Origin of the sequence: Paenibacillus wenxiniae (assembly GCF_039822605.1) — a bacterium.
Classification (GTDB): domain Bacteria; phylum Bacillota; class Bacilli; order Paenibacillales; family Paenibacillaceae; genus Saccharibacillus; species Saccharibacillus wenxiniae.
Map to the genome: position 1 here is coordinate 352,602 of NZ_JBCGUH010000001.1, position 22,917 is coordinate 375,518.

At 44.0% G+C, this 22,917-nt stretch carries 16 protein-coding genes; 5 read left to right on the forward strand and 11 right to left on the reverse strand.

Annotated features, from left to right (window positions below; genetic code table 11):
- Positions 1-218: 218 nt before the first annotated feature.
- Positions 219-1,805: a PucR family transcriptional regulator gene (locus tag AAHF22_RS01520; RefSeq protein ID WP_347323200.1), complete on the reverse strand. Its 1,587-nt coding sequence runs from the start codon at positions 1,803-1,805 to the stop codon at positions 219-221.
- 443 nt (positions 1,806-2,248) lie between these two features.
- Positions 2,249-2,833: a TetR/AcrR family transcriptional regulator gene (locus AAHF22_RS01525; protein WP_347323201.1), complete on the reverse strand. Its 585-nt coding sequence runs from the start codon at positions 2,831-2,833 to the stop codon at positions 2,249-2,251.
- Between the two features lie 222 nt (positions 2,834-3,055).
- Between AAHF22_RS01525 and AAHF22_RS01530 the strand changes: the two genes are divergently transcribed.
- On the forward strand, positions 3,056-4,297 hold the full coding sequence (locus AAHF22_RS01530) for an MFS transporter (RefSeq protein ID WP_347323202.1): 1,242 nt from the start codon (positions 3,056-3,058) through the stop codon (positions 4,295-4,297).
- A gap of 74 nt (positions 4,298-4,371) precedes the next feature.
- On the opposite strand, the gene AAHF22_RS01535 is transcribed toward AAHF22_RS01530, so the two are convergent.
- The 9 genes from AAHF22_RS01535 to rpiA form a co-directional block, all read right to left on the reverse strand.
- On the reverse strand, positions 4,372-4,548 hold the full coding sequence (locus AAHF22_RS01535; protein WP_347323203.1) for a hypothetical protein: 177 nt from the start codon (positions 4,546-4,548) through the stop codon (positions 4,372-4,374).
- Between the two features lie 60 nt (positions 4,549-4,608).
- The gene (locus AAHF22_RS01540; RefSeq protein ID WP_347323204.1) at positions 4,609-5,049 is read right to left on the reverse strand and encodes a GNAT family N-acetyltransferase; all 441 of its coding nucleotides are present in this window, start codon (positions 5,047-5,049) and stop codon (positions 4,609-4,611) included.
- A gap of 37 nt (positions 5,050-5,086) precedes the next feature.
- On the reverse strand, positions 5,087-5,842 hold the full coding sequence (locus AAHF22_RS01545) for a class I SAM-dependent methyltransferase (protein WP_347323205.1): 756 nt from the start codon (positions 5,840-5,842) through the stop codon (positions 5,087-5,089).
- 387 nt (positions 5,843-6,229) lie between these two features.
- On the reverse strand, positions 6,230-7,957 hold the full coding sequence (locus tag AAHF22_RS01550; RefSeq protein ID WP_347323206.1) for an ATP-binding protein: 1,728 nt from the start codon (positions 7,955-7,957) through the stop codon (positions 6,230-6,232).
- A 31-nt stretch (positions 7,958-7,988) separates the two neighbouring features.
- Complete coding sequence (locus tag AAHF22_RS01555; protein WP_347323207.1) at positions 7,989-9,068, reverse strand: cobalamin B12-binding domain-containing protein; 1,080 nt, start codon at positions 9,066-9,068, stop codon at positions 7,989-7,991.
- Between the two features lie 849 nt (positions 9,069-9,917).
- The gene (locus tag AAHF22_RS01560; protein ID WP_347323208.1) at positions 9,918-11,459 is read right to left on the reverse strand and encodes an ABC transporter substrate-binding protein; all 1,542 of its coding nucleotides are present in this window, start codon (positions 11,457-11,459) and stop codon (positions 9,918-9,920) included.
- A gap of 333 nt (positions 11,460-11,792) precedes the next feature.
- Positions 11,793-12,269, reverse strand: coding sequence for a MarR family winged helix-turn-helix transcriptional regulator (locus AAHF22_RS01565; protein ID WP_347323209.1), 477 nt, complete (start codon positions 12,267-12,269; stop codon positions 11,793-11,795).
- Between the two features lie 336 nt (positions 12,270-12,605).
- Positions 12,606-13,232: an FMN-dependent NADH-azoreductase gene (locus AAHF22_RS01570; RefSeq protein WP_347323210.1), complete on the reverse strand. Its 627-nt coding sequence runs from the start codon at positions 13,230-13,232 to the stop codon at positions 12,606-12,608.
- A 324-nt stretch (positions 13,233-13,556) separates the two neighbouring features.
- Positions 13,557-14,234 carry a ribose-5-phosphate isomerase RpiA gene (rpiA, locus tag AAHF22_RS01575; RefSeq protein ID WP_347323211.1) on the reverse strand — a complete coding sequence of 226 codons (678 nt, stop codon included), beginning with the start codon at positions 14,232-14,234 and terminating at the stop codon, positions 13,557-13,559.
- A 243-nt stretch (positions 14,235-14,477) separates the two neighbouring features.
- Between rpiA and AAHF22_RS01580 the strand changes: the two genes are divergently transcribed.
- The 4 genes from AAHF22_RS01580 (at position 14,478) to AAHF22_RS01595 (ending at position 22,830) form a co-directional block, all read left to right on the forward strand.
- The gene (locus AAHF22_RS01580) at positions 14,478-14,675 is read left to right on the forward strand and encodes a hypothetical protein (RefSeq protein WP_347323212.1); all 198 of its coding nucleotides are present in this window, start codon (positions 14,478-14,480) and stop codon (positions 14,673-14,675) included.
- A 446-nt stretch (positions 14,676-15,121) separates the two neighbouring features.
- The gene (locus AAHF22_RS01585; protein WP_347323213.1) at positions 15,122-16,879 is read left to right on the forward strand and encodes a methyl-accepting chemotaxis protein; all 1,758 of its coding nucleotides are present in this window, start codon (positions 15,122-15,124) and stop codon (positions 16,877-16,879) included.
- Between the two features lie 243 nt (positions 16,880-17,122).
- The gene (locus AAHF22_RS01590) at positions 17,123-20,872 is read left to right on the forward strand and encodes a non-ribosomal peptide synthetase family protein (protein WP_347323214.1); all 3,750 of its coding nucleotides are present in this window, start codon (positions 17,123-17,125) and stop codon (positions 20,870-20,872) included.
- Positions 20,873-21,624: 752 nt separating this feature from the next.
- Positions 21,625-22,830, forward strand: coding sequence for a S8 family peptidase (locus tag AAHF22_RS01595; protein WP_347323215.1), 1,206 nt, complete (start codon positions 21,625-21,627; stop codon positions 22,828-22,830).
- The last annotated feature ends 87 nt before the right edge of the window (positions 22,831-22,917 follow it).

Sequence of the window (22,917 nt, forward strand, 5' to 3'; positions counted from 1 at the left end):
AGAGCATGCGTCTATCACGCATACTCCTTTTTCATATATCCGGTACTATACTTACGCTGTGCATCATTACATCTTAAACGTAAAATACTTTATATTATTGCTTCCTGGTCAATAGATTGCTGTGACTTCACTTTAGCTCAGCCTTCGCTTCCTGGCCACCGTGCTTCATACTATATACTAACCATTTTCATATCTGTGATATGATTCGCTATCTTACATCACTTATGCTTCAAAAACTTCCGAAACGTAAACACCATTTTCAACTTCAACAGATCATTCGTCTTTTTAAAATCCATCTGGAGCAGACTGCCGATCTTATCCATCCGATACGTAACCGTATTTCGATGCACATACAGCTGCTTGGCAGCTTCATTGATCAAGCCATCATTTTCAACAAACGCTTCCAGCGTGCCCATCAGCACCTGGTTCGGATCGCTATCTCGAATCATGAGCGGCTCCAGCACTTTATTGCAATACGTTTCCATAATATGCTCCGGCACATGCTGGAACACATACGCAAATTCCAGCGTATGGAATTGCAATGCCATATGCCCCATGCCAAAACGCCGTGCCAGCTTACGTGTCTCGACCGTCTCCTGATGCGCCTCGCGAAACGATTCGGGCTTGAGCTTAATATTACTAATCCAAAAACGCGGACTACCACCATCACTTGCCAGCTCAGCCATATCTTCAAACCGTGTCATAAGAAAAGCCGACAGTTCCTCGCCATAGTCACGTTCAGACGGACATGTATAAATCGACAGAATCCCTTCCTCCACGCGAAAATGCTGGGACGGAAATAGCTGCATGAGTGGATTGTACTGTAGCTCCTGATGAATTTGAGCCAACCGTTTTTCCGATGAAAAAGCCTGCGGCTCTAGCGTCGTCAGCACACATTGATACGGTCCGCTGAACAGACTGATGCCGAGCCGCTCCGCACCTTGAATCAAATCCCCGATCGAAATGCGTCGTGCCAAATGCTCTGCCATCAATGTACGCATTTTATCCTGTAAACCCGGATTAATATGCTCCCGATATGTCGTATCCATATGGAATGCCAGCACTTCGGCGGCTTGCTGGAATAGCTCTTCTTCCTCACGCAGCTGAATGGCTGTATCGGTAAAAACGAGCAGGAAGCCATATTGCTCTTCCCGCTGCATAATCGGTACACGGTAGCAACTGCCCTGATTCCATTTCACACGCGTTAGCGACATTTTCCACGGCCAGCCTTGTAGCAAGCCATCTTCTTTGCCCTCACCACTGTTATATAACACATGACCACGCGAACCAATAATCGCTACCGGATATTGAATAATGTCCTCCAGCGCAGCAAACACATTACGTTGCGAATCTTTGTTCAGCGCGAACTGCATAAGCTGTTTCTGTTTATGCAGCACCGATTGTAATAGCTTGGTGCTGCGCTCATGCTCTACCTGGAACAGTGCATTCATCTGATCGGAAAAGGTAAATTCAAACGGCAGTTCCAATAGCGGAAACTGCAAGCGGTCGGCTTCCTCGATAATCGCCTGTGGAATCACATCCCAGAAGCGCCCTAATTTCACACCCATGCCTGCACAGCCGCGTTCATTCAGCTTACGCATCAGCTTGATTGCTTCATCCTGATCATCTTTCATCAGAAAAGCCGTTGTAAACAACATCTCTCCACTCTTAATCCAATCTGCGATATCCGGTGCATCCATCACATTCACCGACTTCATGAGCCGGGAAGTTCCCCCAGCACCCGCAACAAGACGCGCTTCCGATAACGGATAGACCGCCAGCGCTTCTTTGACAGTCAATTGCATACGAGCACCCTCTCCCCTATGGTTCACTTTGCATCACCTGTACTACGGTAGCTACAGGACAGTATGGTTTGCAGTTTTCAGCCGAGCTGCCTTGCGATACTACAGTCTCATTCAGCCGTTAAACTCAAATATTGTCACGTATTATAACATACAAATTATTTAATGTACTATCTTGTATATTTCGTAAAAATATGCCCGTTTTCATTCATTTGCACAGATACGATTTTCATTTGCACTGAATGATGGATGAACAAAGTATGTACATGCTGAATATTCATACCAAGCATGTACGATTGGGAACGAGTTGCATCATAATCATACCTATTTATGCCCAACGTAATACATGAGATAGCTCCAGCGAACCTGATGTACATATTATGAGCATACCTGTTCATCCCCAACGTCCGCTCTAAACGCAAGACCAATACACGCTGAACTAGACTTTATGGAAGCAAAGAAGACAGCAATATATTCGTCGTCGCATGAATAAACGTAGGATCAGGATTCGTCTTCAACATTACCGTTAACCCGAGCATGCCAGCAACTAGGGTCTGTGCATGAGCCTGTGCATCATAATCAGAACTCAGTTCCTTTTCCACAATCGCTCGTTCCAAACGCCGGGTAAATAGCGCACTTAAATACATCTGATGCTCCCGTGTCAGCACCGCAAAACGCTCATCATGCGGCGCCAGCTCTACCATCGTATTGATGCAAAAGCAACCATATTCGGTTTGATGCTGATCATCCGATTGTGTCACATACTGAAATAAACGTGCAAAAGATTGTCTGGCTGTCTTGTCCTGCTGCAATAATCGATCCATACGCTGAGCATGCTGATGATTGTATCGACGCAGAGCTGCTTCAAACAATGCCTGTTTATCGCCAAAAGCAGCATATAAACTCGGCTTCTGCAAACCTGTCGCCGTTGTCAGATCCGACATCGATGTAGCTTCATACCCTTTTTGCCAGAACAGATTGACTACCTGCTGCAATACATGTTCCTCATCAAATTCTCGCTTTCTCGCCATATTTCCACCCCTTTTTATACCGATAAGTAAACTATATAAATGAATGAATGAACTATTGGTTTATGATTTGTCTTTATAGACTTATCTTTATAATTATAGCATAATTCATAGGATAAATTGGAGCGTATTCATTATTATTACTTGACACTATTTTATTAAATGATTATATTGAACTTAAATTATATACCGATTGGTATAAAATAAATATAAGGAGTCTTATATATGAATATCGTTCAATCCACCTCTACAACTACCCCATTATCTAAACCGGTTGTTGTATTATTGGCTGTAGCATGCGGACTATCTGTCGCTACGATTTATTATGTGCATCCGATGCTGTATACGATTGCAGCCGATCTACATATGAATCCAGCACTCGCAGGTTCTGTCATTACCGTTACCCAGATTTGTTATGCGCTTGGTTTGTTGTTTCTTGTACCTTTAGGCGATCTGTTCCCCCGTCGTCAGCTCATTATCGGACAGATGCTTTTGTCCGTGCTCTGCTTATTGTTTATCACCACAACCTCGGGAGCAACTGCTTTTTGGATCGGTATCGGTTGTGTTGGCGGCTTGGCGGTAGTCGCTCAGACGATCATTGCCGCTGCCGCATCGATGTGCACACCGCAGCAACGCGGGCAAACGATTGGCTCCATTACAAGCGGAATTGTAATCGGTATTTTGCTGGCTCGTGTACTTGCTGGATTATTAACCGACCTGTCCGGCTGGCGTTCTGTGTATGGCTGCTCGGCAATTGTTTTGCTGCTAATTACAGCGCTACTATATCGCTATATGCCAGCTACGGCTGCTCCTTCCAATCGTCCTTCCTACGCCAGACTTGTTTTATCTACGATGCAATTGTTCTGCGAATTACGTGTTTTGCGCATACGTGCGATACTGGCGATGCTGATCTTTGCTGCATTTGGCACATTATGGACAGCGCTTGTATTTCCGCTAAGTGTAGCCCCCTTTTACTTTTCCCATAGTACGATTGGTACATTCGGCATCGCTGGGTTGGCAGGAGCGATCGCAGCTTCGCGTGCAGGTACATGGGCTGATCGGGGCTGGGCACAGCGCACAAGTGGTATCGCGTTAGTGTTACTCGTTCTATCCTGGATATTCATGTGGAATATGTATCATAGTCTATGGTTTCTCATCATCGGTATTATCGTACTGGATCTGGCGGTACAGGCGGTACATGTAACGAGTCAGAGTATGATTTTGAGCACTAAACCAGAAGCAGAAAGCCGCTTAACGGGCGCTTACATGGTCTTTTATTCAATTGGCAGTGCCGTTGGTTCGCTTACAGCCACATGGGTGTATGCCCACTATGGTTGGAATGGAGTATGCTGGCTTGGGTTGAGTTTTAGTAGTGCAGCGTTGTTATTTTGGAAACTGACCCAGACATCCAGTATGCCAATAGCAGTTATGCCTCCACTACAGCACCAATGCAACCGTACCGATTAATTGCTGGATCGGAGCAAAATCAAGATCACCTCTTCGCTCAGCACGATCTACACATTTCCTACTCATTTCTACTTCTATGTATAAGTTCTAACTTTAGCTCTAATTATAGCTAGTTCTATGTCTATGTATACTTCTACTTCTACTTCTACTTCTACTTCTACTTCTACTTCTACTTCTACTTCTACTTCTACTTCTACTTCTACTATAATTGTGCTTCCCCATCCCCACAAAGCAACAGACTGCCCATTCATCAATGGACAGTCTGTTATCTAATAAACATCATACTTATACATCGGCATCGTATGGCTCGCTCAAGCTTCCTCTTCGTCATCCGCATGGAAAATACACATATACGAATCTGAATTGCCTTCATCCAGCTCCGTGCTCATGACGGAAAAGCCAATATTACGATAAAATTCCACGCCTTCCGCGTCCGTTTCCGCCATCAGTATCGCGGGCTTTTCCTGTTCCAGCAGCAGCAAAATAATACCGCGACCATAGCCGAGACCCCGTTCTTCCGGGGCAATCGCGAGATGACGAATGCGCAACGCTTCTTCCATCTCTTGATCTGCCGCACAGCCAATTACACCGATCGCTGCCCCGTCCTCTACATATTTGTACAGACGCTGCTGCGGATCATTGCGATACTGCTCCAGCACGTTATCCAGTACCTCATCATCCGGAAATACGGCATACGCTAACAGCTCACGCAGCTCCGCATCATCCAGTCGTTCATTCATGAATTCAAGCATTATCTTTCCTCCTGTTTATCCAATACACCCCAATAGTTTACCCTGTTTGCTCGTCCTGCCGCAAGCGCTTCGGTTCATGGGTTGGCGGCTGCTTACTCGCTGCAAAGGTTACCCAGTTGCCCTGTAATTCGATATCCTGATCATCTTTATTTTCTTCAATCGCCTGCGCAACTGCTTTGTGAGCGATAATATCCCAGCCTTCATATTCACTCTCCAGCAATTCCAGCAATTGCGTTGTATCCAGATTAAGTTCAATATTCCCTTCTTCTACATCACCACTATGCTGATCAACCTGCTGCACCGAAGAGGTCATTGAGATAAAATGAATGCCACCTGTGCGTGTGCCTGCTTGCATGCGTGCTAACACTTCATGCAGTGCCTCCAGCGAGGATACATGTTCCAGACAGCCGGTTGCAATCATATAATCGAATTGCTCTGGCTCAATCTCATAATGTTCCACATCGTTCACAATGCCTTCAATGCGGTCGCTCACTTCGTATTCGTCCGCATACTGCTTTAGCTGATCAATCGCATCTTCCAGCAGATCGACGCCCACTACTTTACCACCTTGTTCTAACTTCTGTGCAACCGGAATCGCATGTCGACCGACTCCACAGGCTAGATCCAGTACGTGTGGTGCTGGTGTATATTGCTGTAATCGTTCCAGTAACTCCATCACGAGCGGTGTCGGACGCGACATCCAGCTGCCGTCCGCGAACAGTTTATTTTCCTTATAAAATTGCTGATGATACTGATTCTCCGATTCTCTTGCTGTGTTGAAAGAAGCACTCATGATGATGATCCACCTTTCTGTCTCCATAGGTTGTACTATACCATTACCCTCCAAGCCAGATTTCTACCGTTTCATCACAAATGATATGGAGTAGGAATAGCTAAAAACTAAGCTTGTTCACTGTGTAAACATCAATTTTCACTGAATTTCGTGTCACAAAACTACGAATATAACAACATATACTACGACAAGATAAGCTAGTTGACTGCACAAAAAAACCTGCATCCATTAAGGAATGCAGGCTTCTCATTTACAAACTAAAACGATACGATATGATGCTATTAGCGTAAAGAATCATAGTTATCATTATACATTTTGTCTATCTTTTGTTAAATGATGCCAAAATTAATAACTATACTACCTTGCTTATCCTATCCATCTTTAGACTCAGTTGACCAACTGCTTAAGCTCTGTACAGACTTGATCGTATGCCGGGAATAGCGACTGCACTAGCGCTTCAACACCGTCCAGTTTTCCCTCATGAGCCTTCTGCTCAATCTCAGACAATAGCTTGGACAGATGATTCACACCGATGCTCAAACTGCCCGATTTTAATTCATGAGCGGCTTCGGCAAGATTTTTGGCATTCCGTTCACCAGCCAGACGCTGTAGACGCTCCAGCTTCGCAGGGGTCTCATTTTGATACATATCAATCAACGTGCGTAGTACCTCCGGGTCGCCTTCTTCATTCAGCTCCATAATTTCCTGAATGACACTCATATCCAGCACCTTTTCTGTAGTCGCCACGGCAGGTAACCATTTGTGCAAAATACGTGTCAGACTTTCCAGATTGACCGGCTTGGTTAAAATGTCATCCATTCCAACCTCCAGACAACGCTGTCGATCTTCTGGACTTGTATTTGCTGTTAATGCAATGATCGGTACAGGCTCGCGTAACTTCATCCGTTCCAACTCCCGAATTTTGCGTGTGGATTGGAATCCGTCCATCACAGGCATTCGGTTATCCATTAACACCAGCACATACGGATGCTTATGAAACACATCAAATGCTTCCTGACCATTGGTTGCTAGATGCACATTACTCATGCCCATCTTTTTCAATTGAAGCTGGATCACCTGACTATTAATCGGATTATCCTCTACGATTAGAATCGGTTGATCGGTCACACGAGCTACCGGAGTGTTCGATGTTGTACGATTACGCTGACCGGTGTCGTTGCCTTGCTCCTGCTCCGCTTCAACGGTTGTATTTTTTTTCAAAGGAATATCAAACCAGAATATGGATCCTTTACCTTCGTCGCTTTTCAAATCAATTGTCCCTTCCATCAGCTCCACCAATGACTTACAGATGGAGAGGCCCAGCCCAGTTCCTTCCACAACGTGCTGCTCCGGACGCTCTGCCTGTGCATAAGGCTGGAATAAACGTTGTTGCTGGTCCGGTGCAATACCAATGCCAGTATCGGATACTTCGATATGGAGAATCTGTAGATTTGCACGGTTTTCCTTCAATTGCACACTAATTTCGATTTTCCCGTTTTTAGTAAACTTATTGGCATTGTTAATTAGATTGAGTAAAATCTGACGGATCCGTCCGCCATCGCCAATCAAATCACTTTTGACGCGATAATCGATAAAGGTAGAAATGGTATTCTCATTTTCGTTGGCTTTCGGTTCAATGAGCCGAATAATATGATCCAGCAGCAGACGCATATTGATTACGCCTTCTTGCAGCTGCATTTTGCCTGCTTCCATTTTGGACAGATCCAGCATATTGTTAATCATACTTAGCAGCAGCTCTGCCGATTCCTGAATGAGCATTACCGAACGTTTCTGCTCCTCCGACAATTCAGACGACATGAGCATCTCTGCCATCCCGATCACACCATTCATCGGTGTACGAATCTCATGCGTCATAATGGCCAGAAAACGAGAACGTGACTGGTTCGCTTGCTCTGCTTCTTCGCGTGCTGCACGTAGTTCAGCATTACTTTTCACCAGTAAACGCTGCAAATTAACAAGCTCATTGTTGATAGCCGAAAATTCGGAGAGTGCCTTTTCTTCCTCGTGCTTACTCTGGATAATCTGGTGGGAAAGATCTTCAATTGTTTTGCGCAAAACCATAATTTCATGCTCTGCATTTGTCATTGCTTTCATCTTCCCTTCCCCATATTCTGCTGAACGCCGGTTATTGCTGTGCCGCAGCAGATACCAGAGTCTCAGCCAGCTTGGTTGCTCCATCTGCATCAGGCGCATAACCATCGGCTCCGACTTTTTTCCAGAGTTCCCGATCTATATTGAAAGGTAGACCACCTACAATAATCTTAACGTGTGCGGTCTCCTTACTACTGCGAATTGTCGTAATCAATTGCTGCACCAAATGCACATGAAATGTCATCGTTACGGAGATTGCTACCAGATCAGCCTTGTAAGAAACAATCGCTTCCAGCAAGCTGCGATCCGGCACATTTGCTCCAAGATAATACGTATCCCAACCTTCCATTTCAAAAAAATCGGTCAGCATCCGGATACCCATCTCATGCATCTCATTACCGACACATGCCGATACGAGACGACGGGTATGATGAGGATCATGTGCTGCTAGCCATTGTGGATACAATCTCGACATGATGCTTTGCGTAGCAGCCGTACAATAATGCTCCTGCGCTACATTAATCTCACCTGTCTGCCACAATCGCCCAACTTCATACTGTACAGATTGAAAAATATATAAATATACATCTTTGATGCGAACCCCTTGCTCCAGCAGCTCGACAATTATCGCATAAGCATGCTTACGATCTCCCTGTAGCAAATGATTCAAATACATTGCAGCTTCTGCACCGAATGGAGCATGGTCTGTTATATAACTTACAGATACAGGAGCATGAGACACATAATCAATGCCCAGATCAAGATACTGAATAATATCCCCTCGATCGGCATGATCAAAATGTTCCAACAATACACTGCGTATCGCGAGTAAATTCACGACCAGATCCTTCTCTGTTACCCGGTACCCTCGCAAAAGCAGTTTGAGCCAAGAGATATAGTGTATGAACAATGCAGGACTTTTTAACAGTACGCTTTCCGCTAAATAGCTGAGGCTGTACCATGAGTCCTGTTTTGTTCTATCTCTACCCTTGGCCCCAAATCGATGGACGAGATCTGGTTGTTTCAGGTACTGAATGATCGTTACCTGTTCCGCCAGTCGGTCCGCTTCTATAATTAGTTGTTCACCTGCTGTTCCTTTTTCCTGTAATGCCATTAGCGGACACCTCCTGTACAATAGCAGGGGATTACTCCGCGTGTACGACATAACGCTTCACAGTAGGTTTAATATCGGATAACTCTAAATAATGGACTGCACGCTATACACGAAGTAATGTCTCTCTAAGCGGTAATGAGAAAAGTCAGCCATCGTTCGGCTCCCCTGCCGAACAGACTTTTACTCTGCATCAATTTATACGATTTCGATCAGCGTCGACCGGCATGAATTGCAGCAGCCAACGTTTGAGTGCTTTAGTGAAATTTTCCCACACATCAGTTAATTAAGCAAGTTCCCTTGCACCTATATCACTTCGAAATCGCAAAATTATTATATTGTAGCAGGTGTTACGTATGGGAACTTTATATTGCAACATACAATCATTCCTACACGAAAACCTGCATAACCAGATAAACAAAAGGTTAACTCTATACATAAAGCCATTGCCGGAACCTTTGTTCTGTTTCCATGTCGCCCTACTATAAACCTTATAGCTCAAATATACAAGGTTAAATCCCCAAAAAGTTTTGTTTGTAACGTTACTAAAGCTTATAACACTCGTTATTAGCTGTCGTAATTTCAGTGTCATCGTCTAGCGTTCTCTACAATACTATTCAGCCTGATCACGATCATTTTGCAATGCTTCAATCGCTATTTGTTGTTGGATAGCAAGCTGCCATTTTCCAGCAGCGAAGTCATTTCAAATTGTGCATCCTTTAGTGTCTCATTCCCATCCGATACGGCTATATAGGTTAATCTAATAATTGCACATTAATAATAGAAGAGATTTTTTTAACGAATAAGTAAATCCACTGCTCTTTATTGAACATAAGGCTGCTTTATTATTCATTAACTGGAAGTCGTAATCTCATCTACATAAAACATTTCATCTTTGCGTGGCTTGAATGTGACACGATGATCGATGCCATAGATGCCTTCCATCTGGAACAAATAGATAGCTGGCCGATCTTCTGCCAAAATCTGTTGCACTTGTTGATACTGCTTTTCACGTGATACTGTATCCATATTGATCGCAGCTGCCTGTAACAATCGTTCCGTTTGGGGATTATTATAATCCGTTTCCCCTGCCGCTTCTGATTTCAAGTAACGGTTAAAGTTATTTGAAGCATCGAACAACGAATTACCGATGCCGATCATAAATGCTTCTTTAAATGATTTGGAACTGTATCGTTCACTGAACACACTCGGCTCCAGCACGTCCAGTGTCGTTTTAAAGCCTGCTTGATCCAGCATCGTGCTGATCGCTTCGGCATACGGTTTGTACGGCGAAAATACGCTTAGCGTGATTGCTGGTCCACCGGATCGATAACCTGCCTCTTGCAGCAATTGTTTAGCCCTGGGCAGATTATAGAGAGATTGCTTGTACAGCGATACATTGGCACCGAAATTGCCCGGCGTCACAGAGGTGCGCGTAACGATACCTGTACCACCGGCGACCGTGTTCACAAGATGTTGCTTATCGATCGCAAGATCCATCGCCTCACGTACTTTCGGGTTGGCGGTCGGGCTACCTTCTGACATACGCAAAATGATTTGCAGTACACGCTGAATTGGCGTTTTCACGATCGCTTTACCATCCGTGTGCTGGATACGTTCGATATCAGTCGATGGAACACCTGTTGCAATGTCGATGTTACCTGCCATCAGCTCGGATACACGCGATGCCGAATCTGGAATCGCCCGGAATACAACCTTATTCCATTTTGGTTTGCTACCAAAATAGTTATCATTGCGTACCAGCTCAACCCGATCATCTTTGATCCATTGTCCAAACTGATAGGGACCGGTACCTACTGGATGATTTAGAAAAGCTGCCATCCCATTCGTATCGATATAATGAGACGGTAATATGCCCGCACCCATTTTGCTAAGACGATTGAGCAGCAATGGCTCGGGACCATCCGTCACTATATCGACGGTGTAATGATCGATCACACGCACCTCAGCAATATTTTTAAAATAAATATTTTGTTTGAGCGAAGTATCTTTAGCTATACGTTCAAATGTATATTTTACATCAGCAGCGGTGAATGGATCGCCATTATGAAATTTCACACCTTGACGAAGCTTAAAGCGCCATGTGTTATCGTCCGTTTGTTCCCACGAAGTTGCCAGTACAGGTACCTTTTTCTGATCATTATCGTTTTTTAGCAAATAATCAAACATATTCACAAGTACAGCTTCACTCGCTGTATTGTTATTATTATGCGGATCGAAACTCTCGATATCTGCTGTTGTACCGATCGTGAGCACTTTACTAGCATCCGTCTGCTCCATCCGAGCAGGGTTGCCGATCAAACTGCTGCAACCAGCTAGCATCGTTACGATCACTGCTAGGATGACACTACCTGCTAGCCATCTCCATTTCATTCCGATCTACTCCCCTCCTTATGCCCAATCATTTTATCTTCATCTATAGAAGTACGATATTTTGCTTCACAACAATCACTTTTTATTGAACTACGTGTTAGAAATTCGCTAACACTGTAGGTGTACAAATATATGTAGGCAAAAGATAGCCTCCAACATGTCTCTTACGATCGGATCTATCAAGTATAACGCAACCGCTTTACCCTATTGTAAATAATGACAACGTATGATTTTCCTTACTATACTGACTCCATAGAAACAGGTCAATCTTTATTATGACGCAAAAATTAGCTGCCATAAAAACAAAAAAGTCTAACCGATAAAGGCTATCGGTTAGACTGTCTTATCCGCCGCGGCAAAGCCGAGCTTTTTTAGCAATGGAATCACGACCAGTTTCTCTTCCTGTGTCAATCCTGCCATCGCTTCTACAATGGCTTGCTTATGCTGATCGAAAATACCTTCAAAAAACGAATTCCCTTGCTCGGTCAGTTCTGCAAAAATAACACGACGGTCATTGTCACATGAACGGCGGGCAAGCAAATTTTTCTTTTCCAGCTTATCGACAACATAAGTAATGTTACCGCTTGAGATCAGTACCTTTTGTCCAATCTTTTGTAGTGGCTGCGGCTCATCGCTATGGTACAAAAAGTCCAGTACACCCAGCTCGGTCGGATTCAGACCATAACTCTGGATATCGGCATTGACCAGCGATACAACCGATTGATAGGCTCTCGATAAAACCATCCACAAATGCAAAGATTCCTTCTCTACATCGTTAACAGGAGCAGTTGTGCGATTGGCCTGTTTCATGATTTGTTCCTCCCTCATGATGTATAACGCCTGAACGTACTACTACTATGCAGTACGTCCAGGCGCTATTCTAATCTATGGATCGCTTCAAAGATCACGTATGAATACATCCATTCCATTCATTTGGCAGCGGGCAGTCGCTGCGGGCATGATCTGCCAGTGAGTATGAATCGCATTCGATACACTACTTCGACATCGGCATTTCATATTCCTTCCGACTCCAGCTGCTTGACTGAAGGATATTCGCTGTAATGGGAATCACAGACAAGCATGAGAGCCAGTCAAACGCTAAAGGCGATTAAGCCATCTACAGCAGCAAGCGGTTAGAAGCTTCAATTAAAATTGTTTTGCAACTTCTTTGGCTTGCTCCAGACCTTCTGCAACGATTTGTGCAGCACGATCAGGGAATGCGTTATGACCTTCGATCAGGAATTTCTCAACATCGGTAATGCCCCAGAATCCGAGCATCGATTTTACATAACGAACAGCCAGCTCAACGTCTGCGCCAGGACCTTCGGAATATACGCCGCCACTTGCATGCAGCAGCATTACTTTTTTACCGCCAGCCAGACCTACAGGACCTTCTGGAGTGTATTTGAATGTTTTACCTGCTTGGGACAGATAATCGAAGTACGTATGCAGAACAGCTGGAACGGTGAAGTTCCACAGTGGGAATGCAATAACGATTTTCTCAGCAGCAAGGAATTGGTCCATGTAACGGTTCACACGGTCAACAGCTACTTGTTCTTCAGGGGATACGTCAAATCCTTGACCTGCTTTGTAGTTCGCACCGATTACGAATGCATCATAGTAAGGAGGATTTTCTTCAAACAGATCCAATACTTGTACTTCATCCTGTGGATGGGAAGCTTTGTAGCTTTCCAGGAAAGCATCGTACAGTTGTACGCTGATTGCTTGATCGGCAGGACGGTTGTTCGCTTTTACAAATAAAACTTTAGACATGGATTTCTCTCCTTTGGCTCTTCAAAAAATTATGATTTAGTAAATCTTGATTTAAAGATAGTATAACAAATCATTTTTGTCAACCGTTATCGGTAAAATCAATTCGTAAAATAATTAAAAAAACCGGAGCTAACTGCAAAGCAGTCTGTCCGGTTCGTTCATTCATTATATTTGCTATATTATACGCTATGGATCATGTACTATGAATGATCATTCATACCCTGTCTACAATAAGTAGGATCATCCAATAGCATAATCTACTACGATCTACGTAACGATGCGTTTATTGATTTCCCACTATCGTATACATGCTGCTTAGTCAACTTATTGTCCTGCGCGTCTAACCTCAATTGTGCCACTATTGTAAGCCACAACAGCTGCACTTGCCAGACCGACAAACAGACCATTATCCACTACACCTGCAATATCATTCAACTGACGATGCATACGTGCCGGATTCAGAATCTCTTTAAAATGACAATCGACCGTATAATTCCCATTATCCGTAACGAACACATCGCCATCTTCTTTTTTTCGCAATACAGGGGTGCAGCCCAGACTTGCCAGTTTCTCTATCGTCCATTCATGGGCAAAAGTAACGACTTCTACCGGTAAGGGGAACTCGCCCAGACGCTTCACCACTTTGTTCTCGCCGGCTACAATCATCAACTGACGACTACGTGTAGCGACAATCTTCTCACGCAATAGCGCACCGCCGCCACCTTTGATCAGATTCAAATCCGGGTCCACTTCATCTGCGCCATCAATCGTCAGATCAATCATGCCCACTTCAGCAAATGGCAAAATGGGAATCGACAGCTCACGTGCCAGCTTTTCTGATTCTACAGAGGTAGCTACCGCCTGGATACGCATACCTTGCTGTACTAATTCGCCAATTTTACGAATCGCATAGACTGCCGTTGAACCTGTACCCAGTCCGATCGTCATGCCATCCTCTACCCAATCTACTGCTTTTTCAGCAGCCAGTTGCTTAATATTCATTGTATCATTCACTCCATCGTTCAGATTTTTCGTCCCTTTGGCTATCCCTTCAGCTAACAACCATATTACCTTTCCAATCGATCAGAAGAAGAATAACATTCTAGTTCTGACATGTATGACTTTTTATGTATTAGAATACGAATGCATACATGGATTTCCTGCATTAATTGAACTATACTGAAACTGGCGAATACACACTATCTCCATCACAATCCATTCCCAATTTGAAAAGGAGCCTGCCTTATGCGAACGGAAGATCAAATCAAGGCTAAGCTACATGAGCTTACTATGCAAAAAATGAATTTACGCACACGTCTCTCCACACTCACACCCGAAGTTGCTGCCTACACCTCATTACATCAGCAGCTTGCCCGGCTTGAAGATATGTCGATCATGCTGGAATGGGTACTTGATTCTCCTCAGGGCAACTATCATACGTGAATACGTCCCATTTTATATTTTATCCCATGTATTTCAGAATTACAAAGCAAATCGCTCTGCGCGAATCGTGTCAAAACATGTAATTTTTTATATTTTACAAAATTAACTTGAAATGTTTCAAGTCGGATTTTTCAGGGTATATGCTAATAGTCTAAAAGAACTACACTCCAATCAGCGGCGCATATCCTGAAAAATTTTCGCAATGCTATAACATAACTGCCTACAAATTCCGACAATACATTTGTGTGCTGGCTTGCAATATAGAGATTTATTTTCTAGTATAAGGAAAAATTTTACCTTTATTTTTAAGGTAATACTAATTCTTACATACGGAAAAATAATCCAAAATACCTAATTTGCTAAGTCTTGCAAGTTGTCGGAAATGGCCACTGAACAATTGTTCAGTGCCTAAACCCATTCTATACTTACTACAGGAGTGAATATCATTGAAGAAAATAGGTAGGCTGTCATTTGTTGCAAAAAATCTGATCATTTCAGCAATTAGTATCGTTTTAATTGGTGTCATCCTGCTCGTCAGCAGTTATATCACACAGCGCTCCATTTTGATCGATCAGCTTCATCAGCAAATTCAAGCGGTCACCGATACGTTTGCGCAAGGAATTACACCTCAGCAAGTCCAACAAGCCATGACTGAAAAAAGCTACGAAGGCACTGTACAAAGCGAACTGCGTGCCTATCTGGACAATGTGAATAAATACAATCCGAACATTGCACAGGCTTATGTGTTTGGCACAGAGCTGGAAAACGGCAATGGTACACAACTTGTCGCCGTACCAACCAAATTGATGGAAGCCCTCAAAGAAGGCAAAGTGAATATCGGGGATATGTACGAGCAACCGCAAACAATTGTAGAAGGTATTCAAGAAATGCTGAAAACTGGCCAAACGACTTTCACTAGCTTTTATAGCGATGATTTTGGTCTGTGGACAACGATCCTGTACCCAATTAAAGATTCGAGCGGTAAGATTTTTGCATACTTTGGTGTCGACGTAGATGCTAGCGCCGTACCGGATGGTCTGCATCAGCTACTTATTCGCGGAATTACAATTATGGTTATTTTCCTGATTATCATCTTTGTACTGCAATTCTTCATCGTACGCCGTACACTATCTCCAATTCGTGAGTTGATTCGTGGGATTGAAGAAGTCAGCAAAGGAAATCTGGATATTCATATCAAAACTGGTAAAGACGACCTCGGTATTATCAACCAGAAATTCAATGAGATGGTCGCGAAAATGAACAGCGTTATCGTTAATGTACAATCCGCTTCCAAGCAAGTTACCGAATCTGCGAAGATGTTGATGGATAGTGCATCTGATCACAGTAGCCGCTCACTTAGCCTGGCCAATAGCGTACAGGATATTGCAGATGGTATGAGATACCAGGAAGCAGCTACGGAAGAAACAGCTAAAGCGATGAACGAAGTGTCTACCGTTATTAGCACGATCGCGAAAAACTCCTCCACCGTTTCGGATGAAGCTTTCGCTATGGAGCAAAAGTCAGCACATGGTAATGAGATCGTAAGCGAAGTGACGAACCAGATGGCGATGATCTCCACTTCTGTGCATCAAACCGCTCAAGCAGTTGAATTGCTGGAAAGTCGTTCACAGGAAATTGGTAATATTCTCGGTATCATTACAGGCATCTCCGGTCAAACGAACCTGCTTGCCCTGAACGCATCGATTGAAGCCGCGCGTGTAGGTGAGCATGGTAAAGGCTTTGCCGTTGTTGCTGGTGAAGTACGTAAGCTAGCTGAACAATCAGCTGACTCTGCGAACCAGATCAGTACATTGATCGTTGAGATTCAAAACGAGATTAAAAATGCTGTAAATTCAATGAAAAAAGGGACAACCGAAGTGGAACACGGTATGTCTATTGCCGATCAAACTGGCAAACTATTTGCCGAAATTCACCTTGCAACCAAAAAAGTAACCGAGCAAATCCAGGATATTTCCAGTGCAACCCAGCAAATCTCTGCCGGAACGGAAGAAATGGCTGCTACAACAGAAAACCTGAGAACAACAGCGAATGTCGCTGCTGCCAACAGTAACAAAGTATCCGAAAACCTGGAAGGTCAAAAAGCAACCGTCGTTTCTACGTCGGATGCAGCGAATCAGCTGTCCAATATGGCTGAGCAATTGCAAGAATTGATCTCCCATTTCCATGTTCGTAAAGCAGATTAAAAGAGAGTAGATCAATCAAGTCAGACCGTATCAGACCGTAATTGAATTCATCGTTTTCCTGTACAGCCAGGGAAAAGAATGCCCTCCACATTGCGCTGGAAGGCATTTCTTTTCTACAGGCGTGCGATAGAAAACATATCATCATAGGTTTATATGAAACAAAATGTAACAACGCAACTCTCTTTTCAACTGTGCTTATTACAACCTGTCGTTCATTGACTTCAATTTAAAGGAGAGATCATGATGTCCTCACCAGAAAATATTTTCCCAGCTGATAAGCCGATCCAACTTCCAGCTCTGCAAATCCCGCTTGATCATGCCCGTCAACACCAAAAAGATACATTTGCGATTCATCGCTTTGATCTGGGCCAGGTGATTGCTAGTTATGTATTACGTCTTGAAGCTGGTTTGCAACAACAAAGCCTGTTGCTTGCTGCTTATCTAGGCTGGCTTCATCGCATGTCAGCTGAATATGAAACTGCCGTTTTGTTTGCTTCCAATAAAGGAACCTTCCCCGTCTCTATGTCTTTTGAAGAGTCTCCTGCCTTCGAAATGATCGTCCAGCAGGTCTATACTCAGCTCCAAGAAGGAAAGTCCGGACAACGGGTTCAAGCTGAAACGATGTTTAGTTTTGGTCAGACGATCCCTGCGCAACGTGGACAACTGATCAATTGGACGATTGAACGGCACCCTTCTTCATTGACGATGGTGGTGGAATATAATGACTCTCTGTTTAAACCGGCAACGATTGCTCGCTTCTCGACCTACTACATTCGTTTGTTAGAAGCATTACTTGCTAATCCACAGCTGCCTGTAGGTGCTGTGAACATTTTGAATGCCGAGGATGAAGTGTTGTATGCTGCTCTTAATCATACAAACGCACCTTATAACAACGAATTGACGTTTCATAGTGCATTTGAACAAGCAGCAGCTCAGCATCCAGATCGCCCTGCGATCAGCTTCCGTGAGACTACGTGGACGTATACACAATTGAATGAGCAGGCCAACCAGATTGCACATCATCTGTTATCCAAAGGACTTCGTAAAGGCGAATTCGTCACCATGTTTTTGGATCGCAGTCTGTACAGTGTGGTCAGCCTACTCGGTATTATGAAAGCGGGTGGTGTGTATGTACCGGTTGATCCTGCGCATCCTGATGATCGCAACCATTATATCGTACAGGATACACGTTCTGCCTTCGTACTTACACAAAACGAACATTATCATAAAGTACACGAACTCACTGCGGGCATATCGACTTTGCGTGGTATCGTTCCGCTTGAATCGATTCGTTCAGATGAAGTGATTCCCTATAATCCTGAAATCGGCGTACTGCCGGATGATCTTGCTTACGTGATCTACACATCCGGTTCGACCGGCAAGCCAAAAGGCACATTGATCGCTCACCGCGGCGTTGTGAATCTGGGCCAGGTACTCAATGAACAATTCGAGATCGTACCACAGGACATTATGGCTCAATTTGCCAGCTATAGTTTTGATGGTTCCGTATGGGATACGATTGCACCTCTGTTCCACGGTGCGCATATGTACATGCTTGATGCGGATGAGCGTGTATCGATTGAAGAGTTCGCCGTAGCGATCGAGCGTACACAGACCACGATTGTGACAGCACTTCCTACCGTCTTCTTTAATCAACTATCCGCTTATCTGTCACCGGAAGGCTACGATCGCCTGCATAGCTTGCGTTTGCTTGCTGTAGCTGGTGAAGCCTTATACGGTGAGCGTGTACGTGCATTCCAGCAGAAGATCAATCAGCCTGTACATGTCGTGAATGCTTACGGCCCGACGGAATGTACCGTTTGCGCTACGATGCACAAAGTAAGCGATGCGCTGCCACCACATATTGTGAATGTACCCATCGGACGTCCGATCAACAATTATGAAGTATGGATTATGAATGATCAGCAAATGCCTTGCCCGGTCGGTGTGCCTGGCGAAATGTACATCTCCACAGTTGGCATCGCGAAAGGTTATTTGAATCAACCGGACAAAACCGCAGCTGCGTTCGTCCCTCATCCACATATGGAAGGCGAAAAGCTGTATCGTTCGGGCGATCTAGCCAAGTTGTTGCCTGATGGAACGATCGAATATGTAGGCCGCCGCGATTCTCAAATTAAAATTCGTGGTCATCGGATCGAAATCGGTGAGATCGAAGACAATCTGAACAAATACGAAGCGATTCAGGATGCTGTCGTCGTTGCCAAAAAAGATGCGTCCAATCAAAATATGCTGGTTGCCTATTTTACAACAAGTGATGGTAGCAAATTGTCGCCAGCGGTAATCAAGCAGTTTTTGGCAGATCGCTTGCCTTCGTACTTTGTACCGAAGTTTGTATGCCAGCTGGATGAGATCCCCATTTCTCCTACCGGCAAAGCGGAGCGTAAGAAGCTGATTAATTATCCAAATATCGAGCTTGCCGAGCAAGCCGCAGGTTATGTAGCTCCGTCAACCGATATCGAAAAACGTATTGCCGCAGCATGGTCTGAGGTGCTGAATCGCGAACAAATCGGTATTCACGATGACTTTTTCTCGATCGGTGGCGACTCTCTGCATGTGATCCATGTACTGGTTCTGCTCAAAGCGGATTATCCGGGTCTTAAAATTGCTGATTTCTTCGAATGCAAAACGATCGCTGCACTTGCAGCCCGTGCGGAGCTTCCTGGCGGTGGTCAGGCAGATCTGCTGCCATTTACACCATCCGGCGAACTTATTGATCTGGTTGAATTTCCAGAACGTGTGCATGTCACTGAACCTCAGGAGATGCTACAACCTACAAAAGGTGTATTGCTCACAGGCGGAACAGGCTATCTTGGTTCTTATTTACTGTATGAGCTGTTACAGCGTAGTGAGGCACATATTTATGCCCTTGTACGTAAATCCGGCAATGCCAGCAGCATGGATCGTCTCAAATCGACAATGGAGCTTTATTTTGGACGCAATATGTTGACCGGCTTTGACGAGCGTGTCACAGTAATCGAAGGTAATCTGGAGCAACCTGGACTCGGCATTAACGAAGCGGATCATGCGTTACTTGCTGAACATATGGATGCGATCATTCATAGTGCAGCAGATGTACGTCACTTCGGAGACCCAGAGCATTTCCGTAAAGCGAACATTTTATCAACGAATGAGCTATTGAAGCTAGCAACTGTACGCAAAGGAATTCGTTTCCACTTCGTATCGACGATGGGGATTCCGGAAGACCTGTCGCTGGAAGGGAAATGGCAGCAGGTCGTTGAAGCAGGTACGATTCCAGATTCACTGCGTGCTGAAAATGTATATACGAACAGTAAATTGGAAGGTGAGAAACTGGTGCTGCAAGCAGCAGAACAAGGACTTGCCGTTAATATTTACCGTGCCGGTAATCTGTCCAGTCATTCGATGAGCGGCAGCTTCCAGCGCAATATCGATAGCAACGCCATGTACCGTATGATCAAAGCGATGCTGCTGTTAGAAAAAGCACCTGCTGTCGATCAATGGATGGACTTTACACCGATCGATTATGCAGGACGCTCCATTGTCCATCTGGCACTACAGCGGGACACAGCAGGCCACATTTTCCATATTTGTAATCCACAGCAATTGCTGTACAGTGATCTGATTGAACTTATTAACGAAGCAGGGTATGCTGTTGAGCAACTGCGTCCAGAGGCTTACCATAACTGGTTGCTAGATAGTTCGATTCGTAAACCTGCTGAGGCGATGCAGCTCGCAATGGCACAGCTTGAAGGTGATGGTGCACGTCAATCACCATATCGTCTTGCCAACCCTCTTACAGCAGCGCGTCTGGAGCAAGATGGCATCACCTGTGTTGCGCCTGATCTGAGCTTTATTCGTGCAATGCTGGATTATGCAGCAGGTATTGGCTACTTCCCTGCTCCCACGCCATTAACGGATTCGACAAGCTCGAGCACGAAACTAGAAAACCCGTTAACAAATGAGCCGGTTTCCTCTCGCTCTTTGAATGCCTGATGATGTAGAGTGCTACTTGATAGGCGGCAATAGAGCAGCATAGGATTCATATATAATGGTATGCGCTACGTAATCGAACATGATTCATTTTTATCATTCATCATCTGAGTGATAAGGATATACCTGAAAGGCTCCTAGCGGTTATAATCAAAGGAGCCTTTTAGGATATAGTTATAGATAACACCCTCATTCAACGAAATGAGCGCAGTCCGATGCATATGAATGATTATTGACGTCTCGTTATAAACGATAAAGCATTAGTAACTGTATCATTAGTAACTCTATCCTTAGCAATGCTAGCATCAGTAACGCTATACTTGTTTTAACTCTATACACCAGCTTGGTTTGCTCAATGCTAACTAACAAACTACATGTCTAATGCTCATTTATATCTGATATTGCTGAACATGTATGATGTACATATAAAGTAGGCAGATTTTAGCTTGATTTATAAAATATTAGCGATAGAAATGTGATTGTACTCTTTTCTGCATCTACTTTTTTGTACAAACTAGCCAATAAACGTTTAGTTTACTTCTCATTATAACCAGTTGGCGTTTCATTCAGACTACTTTCTTATCTTAAACTATTTTATTTCTACATAATACGACAAATTATTACAAAAAATATTATTTATTGCTTATCATGTCGAAAAAAGGTATAATTTAATAGAAAATACTGATTAATAACATGAATATTGGGTAATAAGTCTTAAATCTTTTTACCCATAACTTTGAGGAGCTACTTGACTAATGAAAAGTCTTAATATGTTTAAAACCTGGAAAAAGTCGACTTTATCTGCAACCATTCTAATTCCTATTTTATCCGCTGCATTTGTAGGATTTTATTATTCTAATCATACATCTAACGAGCAACGCTATCTCGTTCAATACGCTACGATCCAGGCGAAAGAAGCGATTACTGATGTTGCCAGATTCGGACATACCGAATTTTTCAATCATCTGGATATGGCAGCTTTAAGCTTAAATGATGAGCAAAAAGAACAGCTCTCTCATACTTCTGGCATCGTCAGCATTGAACCGACCATTACGTATGCTTCAGCAGCACAATCGTTTACACCTGATGTCAAAGCGATTACCGTACAGGGCAATGAACAAGCATCCTGGGGTTATGGTACTGTCGATGCTCAGCTAGCTTTGCAAAAAGGCTATACTGGTAAAGGTGTTAAAGTTGCTATTCTGGATACCGGCATTTCTAACCACTCTGATCTGAAGATCGCCGGTGGTGTATCGGTTGTCGATTACACTTCTTCTTATGCAGATGATAATGGACACGGAACATTCGTTGCGGGCGTTATCGGGGCACAAAACAACGGTAAAGGGCTGATCGGTGAAGCGCCCGATGCTAGCCTGTACGCGGTGAAAATTTTGGATAATCAAGGCAATGGCTCGACAGAGCAACTAGCTGAAGGTCTCAACTGGGCCATTCAAAATAAAATGGATATCGTAAATATGTCGATCGCTTTCCCACAAGCTTCACCAGCTGTTCAACAAATGCTGCAAACCGCTCATGATCAAGGCATATTGCTCATCGCCGCTGTTGGCAATAAAGGAACAAACAATGTACAAGACGATACCGTTCAATTCCCAGCTAAAGCTAACAATGTGATCGCTGTAGCCGCTATCGATGATAGCTTATCCCGTCCATCCTTCTCTGCTACAGGCGCTGAAGTCGATGTGACCGCACCTGGTGTGCATATCGTAAGTACAGCTCGTACAGGCAAATATGAACTACGTGACGGCACTTCTGTCGCTGCTCCATTCGTAAGCGGCATGGCCGCTGTATTGAAACAAGCTTACCCCCAATTGACGAATGACCAGCTACGTAGTCTGATCGAGCAAAACAGCATCGATCTTGGTACACCTGGCAGAGACAATGTATATGGTAACGGTATGATCAGCTTCCAGCATGTATTTGATGGGGTTAGCAGTAAATAATATTGTCGCGATCTACTAACACTTTTCTCAAAAGAACCTGAATAAACCGTCTTATCCAATCACTATGCGCTACCTGCAAATGTAAGC